At 75.0% G+C, this 15,159-nt stretch carries 14 protein-coding genes and 1 tRNA gene; 11 read left to right on the top strand and 4 right to left on the bottom strand.

What is annotated here, in order from left to right; all coding sequences use genetic code 11:
* The first annotated feature begins 371 nt into the window (after window positions 1–371).
* Both JN535_RS19270 and JN535_RS19265 read left to right on the top strand, forming a co-directional pair.
* Window positions 372–1,460: a hypothetical protein gene (locus JN535_RS19270; protein WP_205207422.1), complete on the top strand. Its 1,089-nt coding sequence runs from the start codon at window positions 372–374 to the stop codon at window positions 1,458–1,460.
* A 42-nt stretch (window positions 1,461–1,502) separates the two neighbouring features.
* Window positions 1,503–1,877: a hypothetical protein gene (locus JN535_RS19265; protein WP_205207421.1), complete on the top strand. Its 375-nt coding sequence runs from the start codon at window positions 1,503–1,505 to the stop codon at window positions 1,875–1,877.
* Window positions 1,878–1,910: 33 nt separating this feature from the next.
* Here the strand turns inward: JN535_RS19265 and JN535_RS19260 are convergent.
* Window positions 1,911–1,983 (bottom strand) — tRNA-Arg (locus JN535_RS19260).
* A 116-nt stretch (window positions 1,984–2,099) separates the two neighbouring features.
* Between JN535_RS19260 and uriH the strand changes: the two genes are divergently transcribed.
* Complete coding sequence (uriH, locus tag JN535_RS19255) at window positions 2,100–3,068, top strand: uridine-preferring nucleoside hydrolase UriH (protein ID WP_205207420.1); 969 nt, start codon at window positions 2,100–2,102, stop codon at window positions 3,066–3,068.
* 57 nt (window positions 3,069–3,125) lie between these two features.
* On the opposite strand, the gene JN535_RS19250 is transcribed toward uriH, so the two are convergent.
* Together JN535_RS19250 and JN535_RS19245 are read right to left on the bottom strand one after the other, a co-directional pair.
* Window positions 3,126–3,746: a dihydrofolate reductase gene (locus JN535_RS19250; protein WP_307869001.1), complete on the bottom strand. Its 621-nt coding sequence runs from the start codon at window positions 3,744–3,746 to the stop codon at window positions 3,126–3,128.
* A 5-nt stretch (window positions 3,747–3,751) separates the two neighbouring features.
* Window positions 3,752–4,567, bottom strand: a complete 816-nt coding sequence (locus tag JN535_RS19245) for a thymidylate synthase (RefSeq protein WP_307869000.1) — start codon at window positions 4,565–4,567, stop codon at window positions 3,752–3,754.
* A 154-nt stretch (window positions 4,568–4,721) separates the two neighbouring features.
* Here JN535_RS19245 and JN535_RS19240 point away from each other — a divergent pair, with 154 nt between their 5' ends.
* The 5 genes from JN535_RS19240 (at window position 4,722) to JN535_RS19220 (ending at window position 10,094) form a co-directional block, all read left to right on the top strand.
* A complete protein-coding gene (locus JN535_RS19240; protein WP_205207419.1) occupies window positions 4,722–6,335 on the top strand; it encodes an MDR family MFS transporter in 1,614 nt (537 codons plus the stop codon).
* 178 nt (window positions 6,336–6,513) lie between these two features.
* Window positions 6,514–7,950 (top strand): NAD(P)/FAD-dependent oxidoreductase, encoded by a 1,437-nt coding sequence (locus JN535_RS19235; RefSeq protein WP_205207418.1) that lies wholly within the window; start codon window positions 6,514–6,516, stop codon window positions 7,948–7,950.
* A gap of 161 nt (window positions 7,951–8,111) precedes the next feature.
* Window positions 8,112–8,630 carry an OsmC family protein gene (locus tag JN535_RS19230; protein ID WP_205207417.1) on the top strand — a complete coding sequence of 173 codons (519 nt, stop codon included), beginning with the start codon at window positions 8,112–8,114 and terminating at the stop codon, window positions 8,628–8,630.
* 16 nt (window positions 8,631–8,646) lie between these two features.
* Entirely contained in the window at window positions 8,647–9,582 is a 936-nt protein-coding gene (locus JN535_RS19225; protein ID WP_205207416.1) for a hypothetical protein, read from the top strand.
* 50 nt (window positions 9,583–9,632) lie between these two features.
* Window positions 9,633–10,094 (top strand): SRPBCC family protein, encoded by a 462-nt coding sequence (locus JN535_RS19220; protein WP_205207415.1) that lies wholly within the window; start codon window positions 9,633–9,635, stop codon window positions 10,092–10,094.
* Between the two features lie 148 nt (window positions 10,095–10,242).
* Here the strand turns inward: JN535_RS19220 and JN535_RS19215 are convergent, their stop codons facing one another.
* Entirely contained in the window at window positions 10,243–11,091 is an 849-nt protein-coding gene (locus tag JN535_RS19215) for a PadR family transcriptional regulator (RefSeq protein ID WP_240201476.1), read from the bottom strand.
* A gap of 305 nt (window positions 11,092–11,396) precedes the next feature.
* On the opposite strand from JN535_RS19215, the gene ddaH reads away from it, so the two are divergent.
* From ddaH to JN535_RS19200, 3 genes are read left to right on the top strand one after another with little or no spacing between them, the layout of a single operon-like run.
* Window positions 11,397–12,314 carry a dimethylargininase gene (gene ddaH, locus JN535_RS19210; protein WP_205207414.1) on the top strand — a complete coding sequence of 306 codons (918 nt, stop codon included), beginning with the start codon at window positions 11,397–11,399 and terminating at the stop codon, window positions 12,312–12,314.
* Entirely contained in the window at window positions 12,311–13,570 is a 1,260-nt protein-coding gene (rocD, locus tag JN535_RS19205; RefSeq protein ID WP_205207413.1) for an ornithine--oxo-acid transaminase, read from the top strand. The genes ddaH and rocD overlap by 4 nt, the downstream gene beginning before the upstream one ends.
* A 10-nt stretch (window positions 13,571–13,580) precedes the next feature.
* Entirely contained in the window at window positions 13,581–14,864 is a 1,284-nt protein-coding gene (locus JN535_RS19200; protein ID WP_205207412.1) for an aminotransferase class I/II-fold pyridoxal phosphate-dependent enzyme, read from the top strand.
* Window positions 14,865–15,159 lie beyond the last annotated feature (295 nt).

Below are 15,159 nucleotides of genomic sequence, written 5' to 3'. Positions count from 1 at the left end.
CGGCCTCCACGCTGTGACGCACGCCACCATGCCTGTCCCACGGCGAGGCTCCCGAGGGCCCGCGATGGTCCACACGACCCTCGGCAGGATAGATCGCCGTCGTCGGGCGCCCTCCGCGTCGCCCAGCGGCCGGAGGTCGCCGGGGGCGACGACGGGCCCCGGCGGGCCCGCAGGGCGCTCGGAACGGCGGCGTCACAGGATCTCTCCCGTTCCTCTGAGCCCCCGGCACGGCGCCCGTGAGCGAGGTCCACACGAGCGGCCTACCGTGGGAGGACGCCCGTGGCCCGACGCCGGTCCCTGGCGCGCGGCCGTCGTGCACGGCCGGTGGCGGCGGGCGGTCCTGCCCGCCGACGACCGGAAACCCGCACCACGTGACGACGCCCCCCGTTCCCCGCCCCGACGACGACGGCTCCCTCGACCCCCGCCCCGCGCCCCGCGACGCCGGCCGCGAGGCCGGGCGCGCCGCCGCGGAGGCGACACCCGCGAAGGAGCGCGAGGCCCCGGCCCGCCTCTCCCTCACGCAGGTCGTCGCGAGCGCGCTCGCCGCCGTGAGCACCACGGTGCTGCTCTCGTACTTCGGGACCGCCGGCACGATCATCGGCGCCGGCATCGCGAGCGCCCTCACCGTCGTCGCGAACTACGTCTACACGCGCTCGATCCAGAAGACCCGCGAGCAGCTCGTGCCCGTCGTCGGCAAGGTCGTGCAGGTGACCACCGGTGGCACTACCTCGCGCGACCGTGCGACGCCCACCAGCGTCACGACGGCCGTCGCGAGCGTGCCGCGCGGGACGGTCGTCGTGGACGACGCGGCGCCCGACGCCGGCGCGACGGCCGCCGTCGAGCCGGACGACACGACCGCGACGGGGAAGACCGTGGACCGGGGCGACGTCGGCGCTCCGCTCGAGCCGGGCACGGACCCGGAGCAGCCGCAGAACGCCTGGCTGCGGCTCGTCGACCGCTACGGCCGCGGGCGGGTGCTGACCGTCTCGGCGCTCGCGCTGTTCGTCGTCGTGATGGGTGTCGTCCTCGTGGTCGAGCTCGCGATCGGCAAGCCGATCTCCGACGCCGTGCGAGGCGTGGAGGGCTCGGGGACGACGATCAGCCGCGAGCGCTCGACCGGCACGGACGACCCCCCGACGCCCGCGCCGTCGAGCCCGGCCGTGGACCCGTCGACCGTGCCGACGCAGGAGCCGGCGCCCGCGCCGTCGACCACGCCCACCCCGGCACCCACCGACGGGCCGACGACCACGCCGACGCCGGAGCCGACCGAGGCACCCACGCAGGAGCCATCGCCGGACCCCACGACGCCGGTGCCCGAGCCGACGGAACCCGTGCCCGGCACCGGCGAGGGCACGGGCGCAGGAACGGGCGAGGGTGCCGAGGCGGAGACCGGCGGGAGCACCGGCACGGCGCCGACCCCCGCACCGTCCACGCCCGCCTCCGCTTCCGCCACCGCCTAGGATCGCGCGGACGCGCCACGGCGGCGGTGGGAGGATCCGAGGATGCGCCGGTTCCCGTACGCTCCCGCCCTCCGCGCGACCGCCCTCGCGCTGACCCTCCTGGTCGGGCTCACCCCGCTGCTGGCGGGGTGCGCAGCCGACGACCCCGACGGGGCCACCGCGCCTCCGGACCGGCCCGCCGACGTCGACGGGACCGTCGACCGTGACGAGGGCGCGCCGCGGCTCGTCGATGCCTCGGACCCCTACTACGAGGGCATGTCGCTCCTGTCGGCGAGCACCGTGGTCCTGGACGCGGACGGCGCGCGGGTGGACGGCGACGCCCTGGTCGACGGCGACGCCGTGGAGGTGTGGGCCGACGTGTGCGCGGAGTCGTACCCGGTGCAGTGCCAGGTGGTCGCGGTGCGCGTCGTCGGCTAAGCCGGCCCGCGCGGCGAGCAGAGGGGCGTTCGGTGCGCCTGGCCAGATTCGAACTGGCGACACCCGCTTTAGGAGAGCGGTGCTCTATCCCCTGAGCTACAGGCGCGCGGCCCCGGGGCAGGACCGGGGACAGCCTAGCCGCCGGCGGCGGTTCGAGGCGAAGCGCACCACGCTCCGGTCCCGGCTGCGCGCCGGAACCCGGCCCCGCGCGAGGATGGGCGCATGCCTACAGCCCCTGTCGACGCACCACGCCGCGTCCTCCTCGACTGCGACCCCGGCCACGACGACGCGATCGCGATGCTCCTCGCGCACGGCAGCCCCGCGGTCGAGCTCGTCGCCGTGACGACGGTCGCCGGGAACCAGACGCTGGAGAAGGTCACGCGCAACGCGCTCGCGGTCGCCGAGCTCGCCGGGATCGACGTCCCGGTCGCGGCAGGGTGCGACCGACCGCTCGTCCGGCCGCGGATCGTCGCGCCGGACATCCACGGCGAGTCCGGCATGGACGGGCCGGTCCTGCCCGCCCCGCACCGCGCCGTCGACCGCCGTCACGCGGTGGACCTCATCGTCGACACGGTCATGGGCGCGGAGCCCGGCGAGATCACGCTCGTGCCGACGGGGCCGCTGACGAACGTCGCCATGGCGGCACGCAAGGAGCCGCGCATCGTGCCACGCGTGCGGGAGGTCGTGATGATGGGCGGCGGCTACCACGTGGGCAACCGCACGCCCGTCGCGGAGTTCAACGTCCTCGCCGACCCGGAGGCCGCGCACGTGGTGCTCGACGAGCCGTGGCCCGTGACCATGGTCGGCCTGGACCTCACGCACCAGGCCGTCGCGACGCCCGACGTGCGCGACCGGCTCTCCGCGTTCGACACCGCGCCCGCCCGGTTCGTCGGCGAGCTGCTCGACTTCTACGGTGCGACGTACCGCTCGGCGCAGGGCTTCCTGTACCCGCCCGTGCACGACCCCTGCGCGGTCGCAGCCGTGATCGACCCCGAGGTCATGACGACGCGCCGGGCCCCGCTGGACGTCGAGCTCCACGGCGCACTGACGACCGGCATGACCGTCGCGGACCTGCGCGGCGACGAGCCCGGCCCCGACGACTGCCGCACCCAGGTCGCGGTCACCCTCGACCACACCCGCTTCTGGGACCTCGTCGTCGACGCCCTCCGACGCCTCGACGACCCCGCCTGACCGCTGAGTGCATGAGAAAGTCGCCCCCGGAGGCTCGAGCGCGACTGTTCCACGCACTCAGCGGGTGGCGTGGGTGTGGGTGACGAAGCGGTAGCGCAGGCCGGTGGACGACGTCGCCCAGTCGCCCGGGTGCGCGACCCACCCGTCGGGAACCGCGGGCGCGAACGTGTCGCCCTCGACCTCGGCGTCGATCTCCGTGACGACGCAGCGGTCCGCGACCGCGATCGTCGACGCGTAGAGCTGCGCGCCGCCCATGACCCAGACCTCGCCCGACCCGGTCTCGCGCGCCGCTTCGCGGGCGGCTGCGAGCGCCTCGGCGACCGACCCGGCCACGCGCACGGGCGGGTCGGCCTGCTCGGCCGGGCGACCGCCGTCGGGCACCGCACCACCGGACCCACCGACGCGCGGCGAGGCCTCGCCGGGCGACCATCCGGGCTGCCGCGTCACGACGACGTTGACGCGCCCGGGCAGTGGCCGGAACCGGGGCGGGAGCGAGTCCCACGTGCGGCGGCCCATGACGACGGGGTGGCCCGACGTCACGCGCCGGAAGTGCGCGAGGTCCTCGGGCAGGTGCCACGGCATGGTGCCGCCCGCGCCGATGACGGGCCTCCCCGCCGCGTCGCGGGCCTGCGCCCAGACGAGCCCGAGCGTTGGCCCGCCGAGCGTCTCCTCCCCCACCGCCGTCAGACCGCGATCGGGGCCTTGATCGTCGGGTGGTGCTGGTACCCGACGACCTCGATGTCCTCGTACTCGTACGCGTCGATCGAGTCGCGCGGCGCGAGGCGCAGGGTCGGGTACGGGTACGGCTCGCGCGTGAGCTGCTCGCGCACCTGCTCCACGTGGTTGTCGTAGATGTGCACGTCGCCGCCGGTCCACACGAAGTCGCCGACCTCGAGCCCGGTCTGCGCGGCGACCATGTGGACGAGCAGCGCGTACGACGCGATGTTGAACGGCACGCCGAGGAAGAGGTCGGCCGAGCGCTGGTAGAGCTGGCACGACAGCTTCCCGTCGGCCACGTAGAACTGGAAGAACGCGTGGCACGGCGGCAGGGCCATGTTCTCGATCTCCGCGACGTTCCACGCCGAGACGATGTGCCGGCGCGAGTCGGGATTCGACCGGATCTGCTCGATCACCTGCGCGATCTGGTCCACGTGCCGCCCGTCCGGCGTCGGCCACGAGCGCCACTGCACGCCGTAGACCGGGCCGAGCTCGCCGTCGGCGTCCGCCCACTCGTCCCAGATGCTCACGCCGCGCTCCTGGAGCCAGCGCACGTTCGAGTCGCCGCGCAGGAACCACAGCAGCTCGTACGCGATCGACCTGAGGTGCACGCGCTTGGTCGTGATGAGCGGGAAGCCCTGCGACAGGTCGAACCGGAGCTGCCGCCCGAAGACGCTGCGCGTGCCCGTCCCGGTGCGGTCGCCCTTGGGCGTCCCGTTCTCGAGGACGTCGCGCAGGAGGTCTTCGTACGGGGTAGGGATGCCGCTCGAGTTGATGGCCACGGCCGCCAGTCTAGGCACCGCCGCGCCCGCCGCAGCCCCCGGAACCCTGGCCCGCCGGTCCGCCCGGTCGTCGGCCTGTCGAGAGCGGGCGGGCACCGGGTGATTCTGCGGCCTCCGGTGGTTCGGCGTTCCCCCTCGCCCTACCGTGGCGCGTATGACAGCGTCCGTCGGTGCATCTCCGGGAGACGCCGCGGACGTCGCCCTCACCAAGCGCTCCGTCTACGTGATCTTCGCCGCTCTCATGGCGGCGATGTTCCTGTCGGCTCTCGACCAGTCCGTCGTCGGGACGGCCCTGCCCACGATCGTCGGAGACCTCGGGGCGGTCGAGCACGAGGGATGGATCGTCACCGCCTACCTGCTCGCCATCGCGATCGTCATGCCGATCTACGGCAAGGTCGGCGACCTCGTCGGGCGCCGCGTCCCGTTCCTCGTCGCGATCGCCCTGTTCGTCGTCGGCTCGACCGGCTCCGCGCTGTCGGGGTCGTTCGTCGAGCTCGTGACGTGGCGCTCCGTCCAAGGGCTCGGCGGCGGCGGGCTGGTCATCCTGTCGCAGGCCATCATCGCCGACATCGTCTCGGCGCAAGACCGCGGCAGGTACATGGGCCCCATGGGCGCGGTGTTCGGCATCGCCACCGTGCTGGGCCCGCTGCTGGGGGGATGGTTCACCGAAGGTCCGGGGTGGCGGTGGTGCTTCTGGATCAACGTCCCGGTCGGGATCGCCGCGTTCGGCATCGCGTGGTTCAAGCTGCGCATCCCGTCCCACCGCTCGACCCGGCGCTTCGACGTGCTGGGCGCCGCCCTCCTCGCGGTGGGCACCGCGGGGATCGTCCTGGTGACCAGCTGGACGTCGCTCACGGATGCGCCCGGCTACGACTGGTCGGACCCGCTGCTCCTCGGGCTCGTCGCGGCGACCCTTGCCGCGGCGGCCGCCTTCCTGCTCGTCGAGACGCGTGCGAGCGATCCCCTGATCCCCCTGGGCCTGTTCCGCAGCCCGACGTTCTCCGTCTCGGTCTCCATCGCCTTCGTGCTCGGGATGGCGATGTTCGCCGCCCTGTCGTTCCTGCCCACCTTCCTCCAGATGGCACGCGGCGTGGGCCCGACGGAGTCAGGCCTGCTCATGCTGCCGATGACCGCCGGGCTGATGATCACGGCGATCGGCTCCGGGCTGCTCATCGCGCGCACGGGCCGGTACAAGGTGTTCCCGATCGTCGGCATGGGGGTCGCGACACTGGGCCTGGTGTGGCTCACGCGGATCACCGCGGAGATCTCCGTGGCGACCTTCGGCGCGATGATCTTCGTCCTCGGCTTCGGCCTGGGTCTCGTGATCCAGACCATCGTCATCGCGGTCCAGAACTCGGTCGCCCCGGAGCTCGTCGGCGTGGCCACGTCGACCAACAACTTCTTGCGGGAGATCGGCGCGGCGGTCGGGACCAGCATCCTCTCGACCGCCTTCACCACGCGCCTGACGGCGTCGCTGGACGACGCGATGGCACGCGTTCCGGCCGGGCAGGTCCCGAAGGGGCTCGGACCGGACTCGCTCACCCCCGAGACCGTGGACCACCTGCCCGGGGCGGTGCACGACGTCGTCGTGAACGCCTACGCGGACGCGCTCGCCCCGGCGTTCTGGTACCTCGTCCCGCTCGGCGTCGTCGGCTTCGTCATCGCGTTCTTCATGAAGGAGACGAGACTCTCCGAGACAGCGGGTCTGGTCGCGCGCGCCGAGCGGTCCCGGGCAGCCCAGCCGCCGACGGCGAGCGCTCGCCAGTAGCCGTCCCGCCGCCGCACGGCCGGTCGTCACCGGACGACGCCTCCCCGCTCCCCGGCCCTCGCGTGGCCGCCGGTGGTCGTGGCGCTCGGCACCGCGCTGGCGCACGATGTCACGAGGTGGACCGCCACCCGGTCGACAGGGTGAGGCGCGCACAGGGCGCGCCGCACAGGAGGCGGTCATGGAACGCATCGTCGTCGTCGGTGGGGGCTACGCCGGGTTCACGGCGGCCCGGGAGCTCGAGAAGCGCCTGCGGCGCGAGCTGCGCCGCGGCGAGGTCCAGCTGGTGCTCGTCGACCCGCGCCCGTACATGACCTACCAGCCGTTCCTGCCCGAGGTCGTCGCGGGCTCGGTCGAGGCGCGGCACGCCGCCGTCGCGCACCGCAGCCACCTGCGCCGCACGCGGCTCGTGGACGGCACCGTCGAGCGCGTGGACCACGCGCGCCGCACGGTCGTCGTGCGACCGCGCTCGGGCGAGTCGTACGACCTCGCGTACGACACGGTCGTCGTCACGGCGGGCGCCGTGACGCGCGTGTTCCCCGTGCCGGGCGTCGCCGAGCACGCGATCGGCATGAAGCACGTCGAGGAGGCCGTGGCGATCCGCGACCGGCTGCTCACGTCGTTCGACCGCGCGGCGAGCCTGCCCGCGGGGCCGGAGCGCGAGCGCCTGCTGACCGTGACGTTCGTCGGCGGCGGGTTCTCCGGCGTCGAGGGGTTCGCGGAGCTCCTCTCGCTCGCGCACGACCTCACGCGCGTGTACCCCGAGATCGACCCGGCGGAGCTGCGGTTCCACCTGGTCGAGCGCAACGCGCGCATCCTGCCGGAGGTCACGGAGCGACCGGGACGGTGGGTCGTGCGCGAGCTCGAGCGCCGCGGTGCGCACGTGCACCTGGAGGCCGGCCTCGTGTCCGCCGAGGGCGGCGTCGTGACGCTCTCGACCGGCGAGTCGTTCGCCACGGGTCTGCTCGTGTGGACCGCGGGCAACGCGGCGAACCCCGTCGTCGCGACGCACACGGACCTGCCCGTCGACGCGCGCGGCTACCTCGTCACGCGACCCGACCTGCGGGTCGGCACGGTGGACGACACGGTCCCCGACGCGTGGGCCGCGGGCGACGGCGCGGCCGTCCCCGACCTCGCGGTCCCGCGCCCGGGCGCGCTCACCGTCCCCAACGCGCAGCACGCGGTGCGGCAGGGTCGGCGCCTCGCCCGCAACCTCGTCGCCGCGCGCCGCGGGCGACCGACGCGGCCGTACGTGCACGAGAGCCTCGGCGTCGTCGCGACGCTCGGCCTCGGCTCGGGCGTGTTCGAGTTCCGCCGGCTCGTCGTGCGAGGGCGCCTCGCGTGGCTCGTGCACCGCGGGTACCACGTGCTCGCGATCCCGACGTGGGAGCGCACGGCCCGGGTGGTCGCCGTGTGGGCGACGGGCGCGCTGTTCGGGCGCGACGTCGTCTCGCTCGCCGCGGTGCAGCACCCCCGCGACGCGTTCGTGGCGGCCGCCCCCGCCTCGCGCGCCACGACCGCGCGACCGGCCGAGCGCCGGACCGAGCGCCCGGGCGAGGACGACACCGCCGCACCGGCGAGGCCGCGCCCCGCGCCGGAGCCCGTCCGCGCGGCCTGAGCCCGCCGTCCGGGGCGCCACGGCCCGCCCCGACCGACGCGACGCGGGCGGCTCGACCGACCTCGTCCGGGCAGGACGAGGGAATCGCCCGCGCCGGCCGCGCGTTCCCCGGAGGGCGGACCTCCCGGACGCCGCGACCCGACGAGTGCGAGGATTCACGCATGACGACGCAGCCTTCCGAGACCAGCCTGAGCCCCGCCGACGAGGCGGAGCGCGACGTGCCCGCACCGTCCCCCGCGCCGGCCGACGCGCTCTGGGTCGAGCGCACGGGCACCCGCACGTACACGGGGCACTCGGCGCGCGGCGCCCAGGTGTCGATCGGCCCGGCGAGCGAGGGCGCGGTGTTCACCCCCGGAGAGCTGCTGAAGATCGCCCTCGCCGCGTGCGCGGGCATGAGCACGGACCGGACGTTCGCGCGCCGGCTCGGCGACGACTACGCGGTGACGATCCACGTCGAGGGCGCCAAGCTGCTCGAGGAGGAGCGCTACCCGAAGATCACCGGCACGTACGACATCGACCTCACCTCGCTCGACGACGACGCGCGCGACCGCCTCGTCACGGTCGCCGCGCGAGCGATCGACAAGGCGTGCACGGTAGGGAGGACGGTCAAGGCCGGGGCCGAGGTCGAGTACCTCTTCCAGCCGGAGGGCGCCGGCCGGGAGGTCGAGACCCGCGAGTGACGCGGAGCCGCACGCGATGACGGGAGACGCCATGGCGCACCAGCAGGACCCCTCGAGAACCCCTGTGCCGCGTGGCGGCACGCCTGCGTACGGCACGCCGCCGCCCGCGGGCACGCGCGCGGACGTCTCGACGCAGGACGCCGTCGACTGGGCCGCCTACCGGCCCACGCCCCTGCTCGACGCGGCGCTCGACAAGGCCGTGACGATCCCGTCGCACGTCGTCCGCGCGCACGTGGACGCGGTCCGTCGCCGGAACCCGGAGGCGAGCCCGGCCCAGATCGTGCGGATCCTCGAGCGCGAGTACCTGATGGTCATCCAGGCCGCGGGCGGCGCCGTCGGTGCGGCGGCGGCGTTCCCGGCGGTCGGGACGGGCGTCGGGATCGCGCTGACGTCGAGCGACATCGCGACGTTCTTCGCGTCCTCGGCCGCGTTCGCGCTCGCGGTGGCGGACGTGCACGGGATCGCCGTGGACGACGTCGCGCGCCGCCGCGCCCTGCTCCTCGCCACGGTGCTCGGCGAGAAGGGCGCGCGCGACGTCGAGCGCGCGACCCAGGGCTCCGGCCTCGCCTGGGGCAAGGTCCTGCTGACGAGCATGCCCGCCGGGACACTGGTCAAGGTGAACAAGGCGCTCGGCAACCGCTTCCTGCGCACGCAGCTCGCCAAGCAGTCGGGTCTCGCGATCGGGCGGCTGGTGCCGTTCGGCGTCGGGGCCGTGGTCGGCGTCGCGGGGGCACGCGCGCTCGGGCACGGCGTGATCGGCCAGTCCCGGCGCGCGTTCGGGCCGCCGCCGACGGTGTTCGGGCGGCTCCTGGAGGTCGTGGAGTCACCGGTCGAGGACGCGCCGCCGCGGCTCGTCCCCGTGCCCGACGACGCGGCGACCCCGCGGCGACGCCGTCGCCTCCTGCCGGGGCGCGCGCGGCGGGACCGCTCCCCCGCGCGCGACGCGGAGTGACGGGCGCCGACGGGGCGCCCCGACCGCGGCGACCCGTACGGCGGGTCGCCGTGGCGCGCGAGCTCGACGTCGACGCGTCCGTGGCGTTCGCGTGGGTCGCCGACCCGCGCACCCACCCGCGCTGGATCCCCCTCACCGTCATGGCGACCCCCGCGACCCGCGGCCCGGAGGTCGGCGACCGCTTCACGATGGTGAGCGGTCCGCGCGTCGGGCGCACGGGCCGCGGCTTCACCGACCGCATGGTCGTCGAGTCGCTCGACCGCCCGTCCGTCGCGGCGGAGCGCACCGGGACCACGCGCGTGCGCAAGCTCGGGCCGGTGCTGCTCGGGGACGCCGGGTTCGACGTCGTGCCGCTCGGCCGCGGCCGCTGCCGCGTCGTGTGGTGGGAGGAGGCCTACCTCGCCGGCCCGGTCCCCCGCGCGGCGACCGCGCCCGTCGTCGGGCTCGCCCTGCGCGCGATGATGCACGTCTCGCTGCGTCGCCTCGAGACCCGCCTGTCCGCCCACCGCTGACACGGCCGGCCGGCGCCAGGAGGCCCGGGTCCGGAGCCTCTGCGGCCGCGCGCCCTCCCGAGACGCGCCGAACCCGGGGCCGCTCCCCACCCACGGCTGCGGATGAGGAGCGACCCCGGGTTCGGCAGGGTCGGCGCGGTCGGCGAGGTCAGGCCGTCGGCTCGTCCTCGACCGGGGCGTCCTCCACGGGCGCGCCCGACGACGCGGGGTCGCCCGCGTCGGGCGCCGCGCCGGTCGCGGCCGGGCCGGCGAGGATCAGGTAGAGCTCGCGGCGCGTGCGCTCGAGGAGCTCCGCCGCGGCCTTCGCCTGCCCGTCCGTGCCCGTGCGGGCGACCTGGTGGACCGCCGCGGCGACGGCCTCGACGCCCGCGCGCAGCTCGCGCCGCGAGCGCCCACCGCGACCGGCGGCGTCGGCGAACGGGTCGCCGAGCTCGGCGGCGTGCTCCGCGACGTACGCGGTGCCCGCCTCGGTGAGCGTCGCGAGGCGACGCCCGCCGTCGGCCGAGAGCTCGACGAGCCCCTCGTCCTGGAGCAGGTTCAGCGCGGGGTAGACCGCGCCGGGGCTCGGGCGCCACTGGCCCTCGCTCCGCTCGGCGATCTCCTGGATGACCTGGTAGCCGTGCATGGGCTGCTCGGCGAGGAGCAGCAGGACGGCGGCGCGGACGTCGCCGCGACCGGCGCGGCCCGGGCCGCGTCCCCCGTGACGGCGGCCGCCGTGGCCCGGGCCGAACCCGGGGCCACCCGGGCCGAAGCCGGGGCCGAAGCCCCGTCCGCCGTCGGCCGGGCCGCCGAACCCGCGGCCACCGCCGCGGCGCGCGCCGCCCCGACCACGGCCGGAGGGGCCGTCACCGCGGAACCAGGCCGCGTCGTCGGGCACGGGCGGGAAGCCGTCACGACGACGGCGGTCCGGGCGCGACCCGGGACGCTCGCCGAACGGCTGGGACATGTTCTGGACGTTCTCCGGGGTCCTGCCCCGGTGCTGGTGTGCGTAGCTCATGGGATGTGTCTCCTGTGTTCGTGGGGCTCCGGGTGATCCGCGGAGCGGTGGCGGGCCGGTGCGGCCTCGCGGTGGACGCGAGCCTCATCTCGGGCTCAGCGATACGGTAACGATATATCGATAGAATATCGCTGTCAACATCCCGGGGCAGCGCGCGTCGTCCCAGGACGCGCCCGGGCGGCGGACGTACGCTGGCATCCAGCAGCCAACCGGCAGCCCACCAGCAGCACCGGACGGGTTCCCCCGTCCGGCCACCACCCGGGCCGCACCACCCCGGCGAGCCCGGCTCCCGCGAGGAGGCGGCGATGCGCCCAGGCCAGCCCCGGCACTACCTCATGTGCCGGCCCACGTACTTCACCGTGAGCTACGAGATCAACCCGTGGATGGACCGGCGCACCCCGGTCGACACCCCGCTCGCGGTCGCCCAGTGGGAGCGCCTGCGCGACACGTTCCGCGACCTCGGCCACACCGTCGAGACGATCGACCCCGTCCCGGGCCTGCCGGACATGGTCTACGCCGCCAACGGCGCGACCGTCGTCGACGGCCTCGTCTACTCCGCGCGCTTCACGCACCCCGAGCGCGGGCCCGAGGGCCCCGCCTACCTCAAGTGGTTCGCCGACCACGGGTACGTCACCCACCTCGCCGAGCACGTCAACGAGGGCGAGGGCGACCTGCTCGTGGCGGGCGACGTCGTGCTCGCCGGGACGGGATTCCGCACAGACCGCGCCGCGCACGCCGAGGCCGCCGCGCTGTGGGGGCGCGAGGTCGTGACGCTCGAGCTCGTCGACCCCCGCTTCTACCACCTCGACACCGCGCTCACCGTGCTGCGCGGAGACTCCGGCGAGGCTGCGGGTGCCCGGGCGCTCGACGGCGGCACGCACCCAGGCCTCACCGGCCAGGCGTCCGTGGACGTCGTCTATTACCCGCCCGCGTTCTCGCCCGCAGCGCAGGAGGTGCTGCGCGAGCGGTACCCCGACGCGCTCCTCGCGACCGAGGAGGACGCCGTCGTGCTGGGCCTCAACGCGGTGAGCGACGGGAGGTACGTCGTGCACGCGCCGCGCGCCGAGCGGCTCGCCGCAGCGCTGCGCGAGCGCGGCTACGAGACGCTCGCGGTCGACACGTCCGAGCTGTTGCGCGGGGGCGGCGGCGCCAAGTGCTGCACCCTGGAGATCCGCGAGGCGACGCCGGGGTCGCCGGTGGCGACGCCGGGGAGCGCGTCGTGACCGCGCAGGACGTCCGCCCGGTCGACGGGACGGCCGACGGGAACCCGCGCGACGCGCTCGCCCACAATTACCACCCGCTGCCCGTGACGGTCGCGACCGCCGAGGGCTCGTGGGTCACCGACGTCGACGGGCACCGCTACCTCGACTTCCTCGCGGGCTACTCGGCCCTCAACTTCGGGCACCGGCACCCCGCGCTCGTCGCAGCCGCGACCGCTCAGCTCGGCCGCGTCACGCTCACGTCGCGCGCGTTCGACCACGACGTCCTGCACCCGTTCGCCGACGCGCTCGCCGCGCTCGTCGGACCGCTCACCACCGGCGGGCCCGACTCCCTGGTGCTCCCCATGAACACCGGCGCCGAGGCGGTCGAGACCGCGATCAAGACCGCGCGCAAGTGGGGGTACGACGTCAAGGGCGTGCGTCCGGGAGAGGCGACGGTCGTCGTCGGCTCCGGGAACTTCCACGGCCGCACGACGACGATCGTGTCGTTCTCCGACGACGAGGACGCGCGCCGCGGGTTCGACCCGTACACGCCGGGCTTCCGGGTCGTGCCGTACGGCGACGCCGACGCCGTCGCCGCGGCGGTCGACGACTCGACCGTCGCGGTGCTGCTCGAACCCGTGCAGGGCGAGTCGGGCGTGGTCGTGCCGCCCGCCGACTACTGGCCGCGCGTCCGCGCCCTCACCGCCGAGCGCGACGTGCTGCTCGTCGCGGACGAGATCCAGTCCGGCCTCGGCCGCACGGGTACGACGCTCGCGACCGAGACGTGGAGCGTGCGCCCCGACCTCGTGACCCTCGGCAAGGCGCTCGGCGGCGGGATCCTGCCCGTGTCCGCGGTCGTGGGCCGGCGCGACGTGCTCGCGGTGCTCACGCCCGGCACGCACGGCAGCACGTTCGGCGGCAACCCGCTGGCGTGCGCGGTCGGCCTCGCGGTCGTCGACCTCCTGGCGACGGGCGAGCCGCAGCGGCGGGCGCGCGAGCTCGGCGCGCGGTTCCAGGACCGGCTCGGCGGGTTCGTGGACGCCGGGCTGCTCGCCGGCGCCCGCGGCCTCGGGCTGTGGGCGGGGCTGGACCTGGACCCGGCCCGCGGGACCGGTCGCGACCTGTGCGAGGCGCTGCTCGCGCGCGGCGTCCTCGCCAAGGACACGCACGGCTCGACCATCCGGCTCGCTCCCCCGCTGACCATCTCCGCCGACGACCTCGAGACCGGCCTGTCCGCCCTGGAGGACGCCCTGACGGACCTCGCGCGGGATCGGTAGAGTCCGGAGGGTGACCACGCCCGAGCACACCGCACCCGGTACCTCCACCCTCGCGTCGTCCCTCGACGACCTGCGTCGCGCGTACGCCGACCTGCAGGCCCTGGGGCTGAAGCTGGACCTCACGCGCGGCAAGCCCTCGGCCGAGCAGCTCGACCTCTCCGAGGCCCTGCTCGCGCTCCCGGGCGAGGGCGTGCACACCGACGCCGACGGCACCGACGTGCGCAACTACGGCGGCCTCGACGGGCTCCGGCAGCTCCGGGAGATCTTCGCCGAGCTGCTCGGCGTGCCCGTCGAGCAGCTCCTCGCGGGCGGCAACGCGAGCCTCACGCTCATGTACGACACGCTCGCGTACGCGACGCTCTTCGGCGTCCCCGGGTCCGAGCGCCCGTGGGGCCGCGAGGAGAAGGTCCGCTGGATCTGCCCCGTGCCCGGGTACGACCGCCACTTCTCCGTGTGCGAGGCCCTCGGCATCGAGATGGTCACCGTGCCCATGACCGCGGACGGCCCCGACGCGGCTGCCGTCGCGGCTCTGGTGGCCGAGGACCCGACGATCAAGGGCATGTGGGTCGTGCCGACCTACGCGAACCCCGACGGGTCGGTCGTCACCGACGAGGTCGCGCGCGCGCTCGTGTCCGTGCCCGCCGCCGCGCCCGACTTCCGCATCCTCTGGGACAACGCGTACGCGCTGCACCACCTCACCGACGACGAGGTCCGCAGCGCCGACGCGATCTCGCTCGCCGCCGAGGCCGGCCACCCCGACCGCGTCGTCCTCTACGCCTCGACGTCGAAGATCACCTTCGCCGGTGCGGGCGTCGCGTTCCTCGCGTCGTCGCCCGCCAACGTCGCCTGGTACAAGAAGCACCTGTCCGCGCAGTCCATCGGTCCGGACAAGGTCAACCAGCTCCGCCACGCGCTGTTCTTCGGCGACGCCGACGGCGTGCGCGCCCACATGCGCAAGCACCGCGACATCATCGCCCCCAAGTTCGACGCCGTCACGAGCATCCTCGCGGACCGACTCGGCGGCACGGGCGTCGCGTCGTGGACCGAGCCCCAGGGCGGCTACTTCGTCAGCCTCGAGGTCGTCCCCGGTACCGCGTCGCGCGTCGTCGAGCTCGCGAAGGCCGCCGGCATCGCGCTCACCCCCGCCGGCGCCCCGTTCCCGTACGGCAAGGACCCCGAGGACAAGGTCCTCCGCCTCGCCCCGACGCTCCCCCCGATCGAGGAGGTCCGCGTCGCGATGGACGGCGTCGCGACCTGCGTCCTCCTCGCCGCCGCGGAGGCCGCCGCGCAGTAGTCGTCGAGCCACGCGGCCTCCCGAGATAGAACCCCGGTCCCACGAGGTAGAACCCTGGTCCCGCGAGAGAGAACCCTGGTCCCGCGAGAGAGAACCCTGGTCCCGCGAGAGAGAACCCTGGTCCCGCGAGAGAGAACCCTGGTCCCGCGGGATAGAACCGTGGTCGCGTGAGGTAGAACCCTGGTTCTTGGGCCCGACGGCGTGTGGCTGGGTTGGGTGGTCGGGGTGGGTGGTGGTGCCGCGTCTACCATCCGCCGCTCGTTCCTCGCGGCTCCCGCCAGGCCCGACCACGACG

This window comes from Cellulosimicrobium cellulans (assembly GCF_016921195.1).
GTDB classification, from domain to species: Bacteria; Actinomycetota; Actinomycetes; order Actinomycetales; family Cellulomonadaceae; genus Cellulosimicrobium; species Cellulosimicrobium cellulans_F.
The sequence above is the reverse complement of the archived record's forward strand: the minus strand, read 5'-3'. Positions and strand labels throughout refer to the sequence as shown.

Coding starts and splice junctions, on each gene's coding strand:
- ddaH (WP_205207414.1), top strand. CDS start 11,397: ATGCGCCCAGGCCAGCCCCGGCACTACCTCATGTGCCGGCCCACGTAC.
- JN535_RS19230 (WP_205207417.1), top strand. CDS start 8,112: ATGACGACGCAGCCTTCCGAGACCAGCCTGAGCCCCGCCGACGAGGCG.
- JN535_RS19235 (WP_205207418.1), top strand. CDS start 6,514: ATGGAACGCATCGTCGTCGTCGGTGGGGGCTACGCCGGGTTCACGGCG.
- JN535_RS19265 (WP_205207421.1), top strand. CDS start 1,503: ATGCGCCGGTTCCCGTACGCTCCCGCCCTCCGCGCGACCGCCCTCGCG.
- JN535_RS19240 (WP_205207419.1), top strand. CDS start 4,722: ATGACAGCGTCCGTCGGTGCATCTCCGGGAGACGCCGCGGACGTCGCC.
- JN535_RS19225 (WP_205207416.1), top strand. CDS start 8,647: ATGACGGGAGACGCCATGGCGCACCAGCAGGACCCCTCGAGAACCCCT.
- uriH (WP_205207420.1), top strand. CDS start 2,100: ATGCCTACAGCCCCTGTCGACGCACCACGCCGCGTCCTCCTCGACTGC.
- JN535_RS19215 (WP_240201476.1), bottom strand. CDS start 11,091: ATGAGCTACGCACACCAGCACCGGGGCAGGACCCCGGAGAACGTCCAG.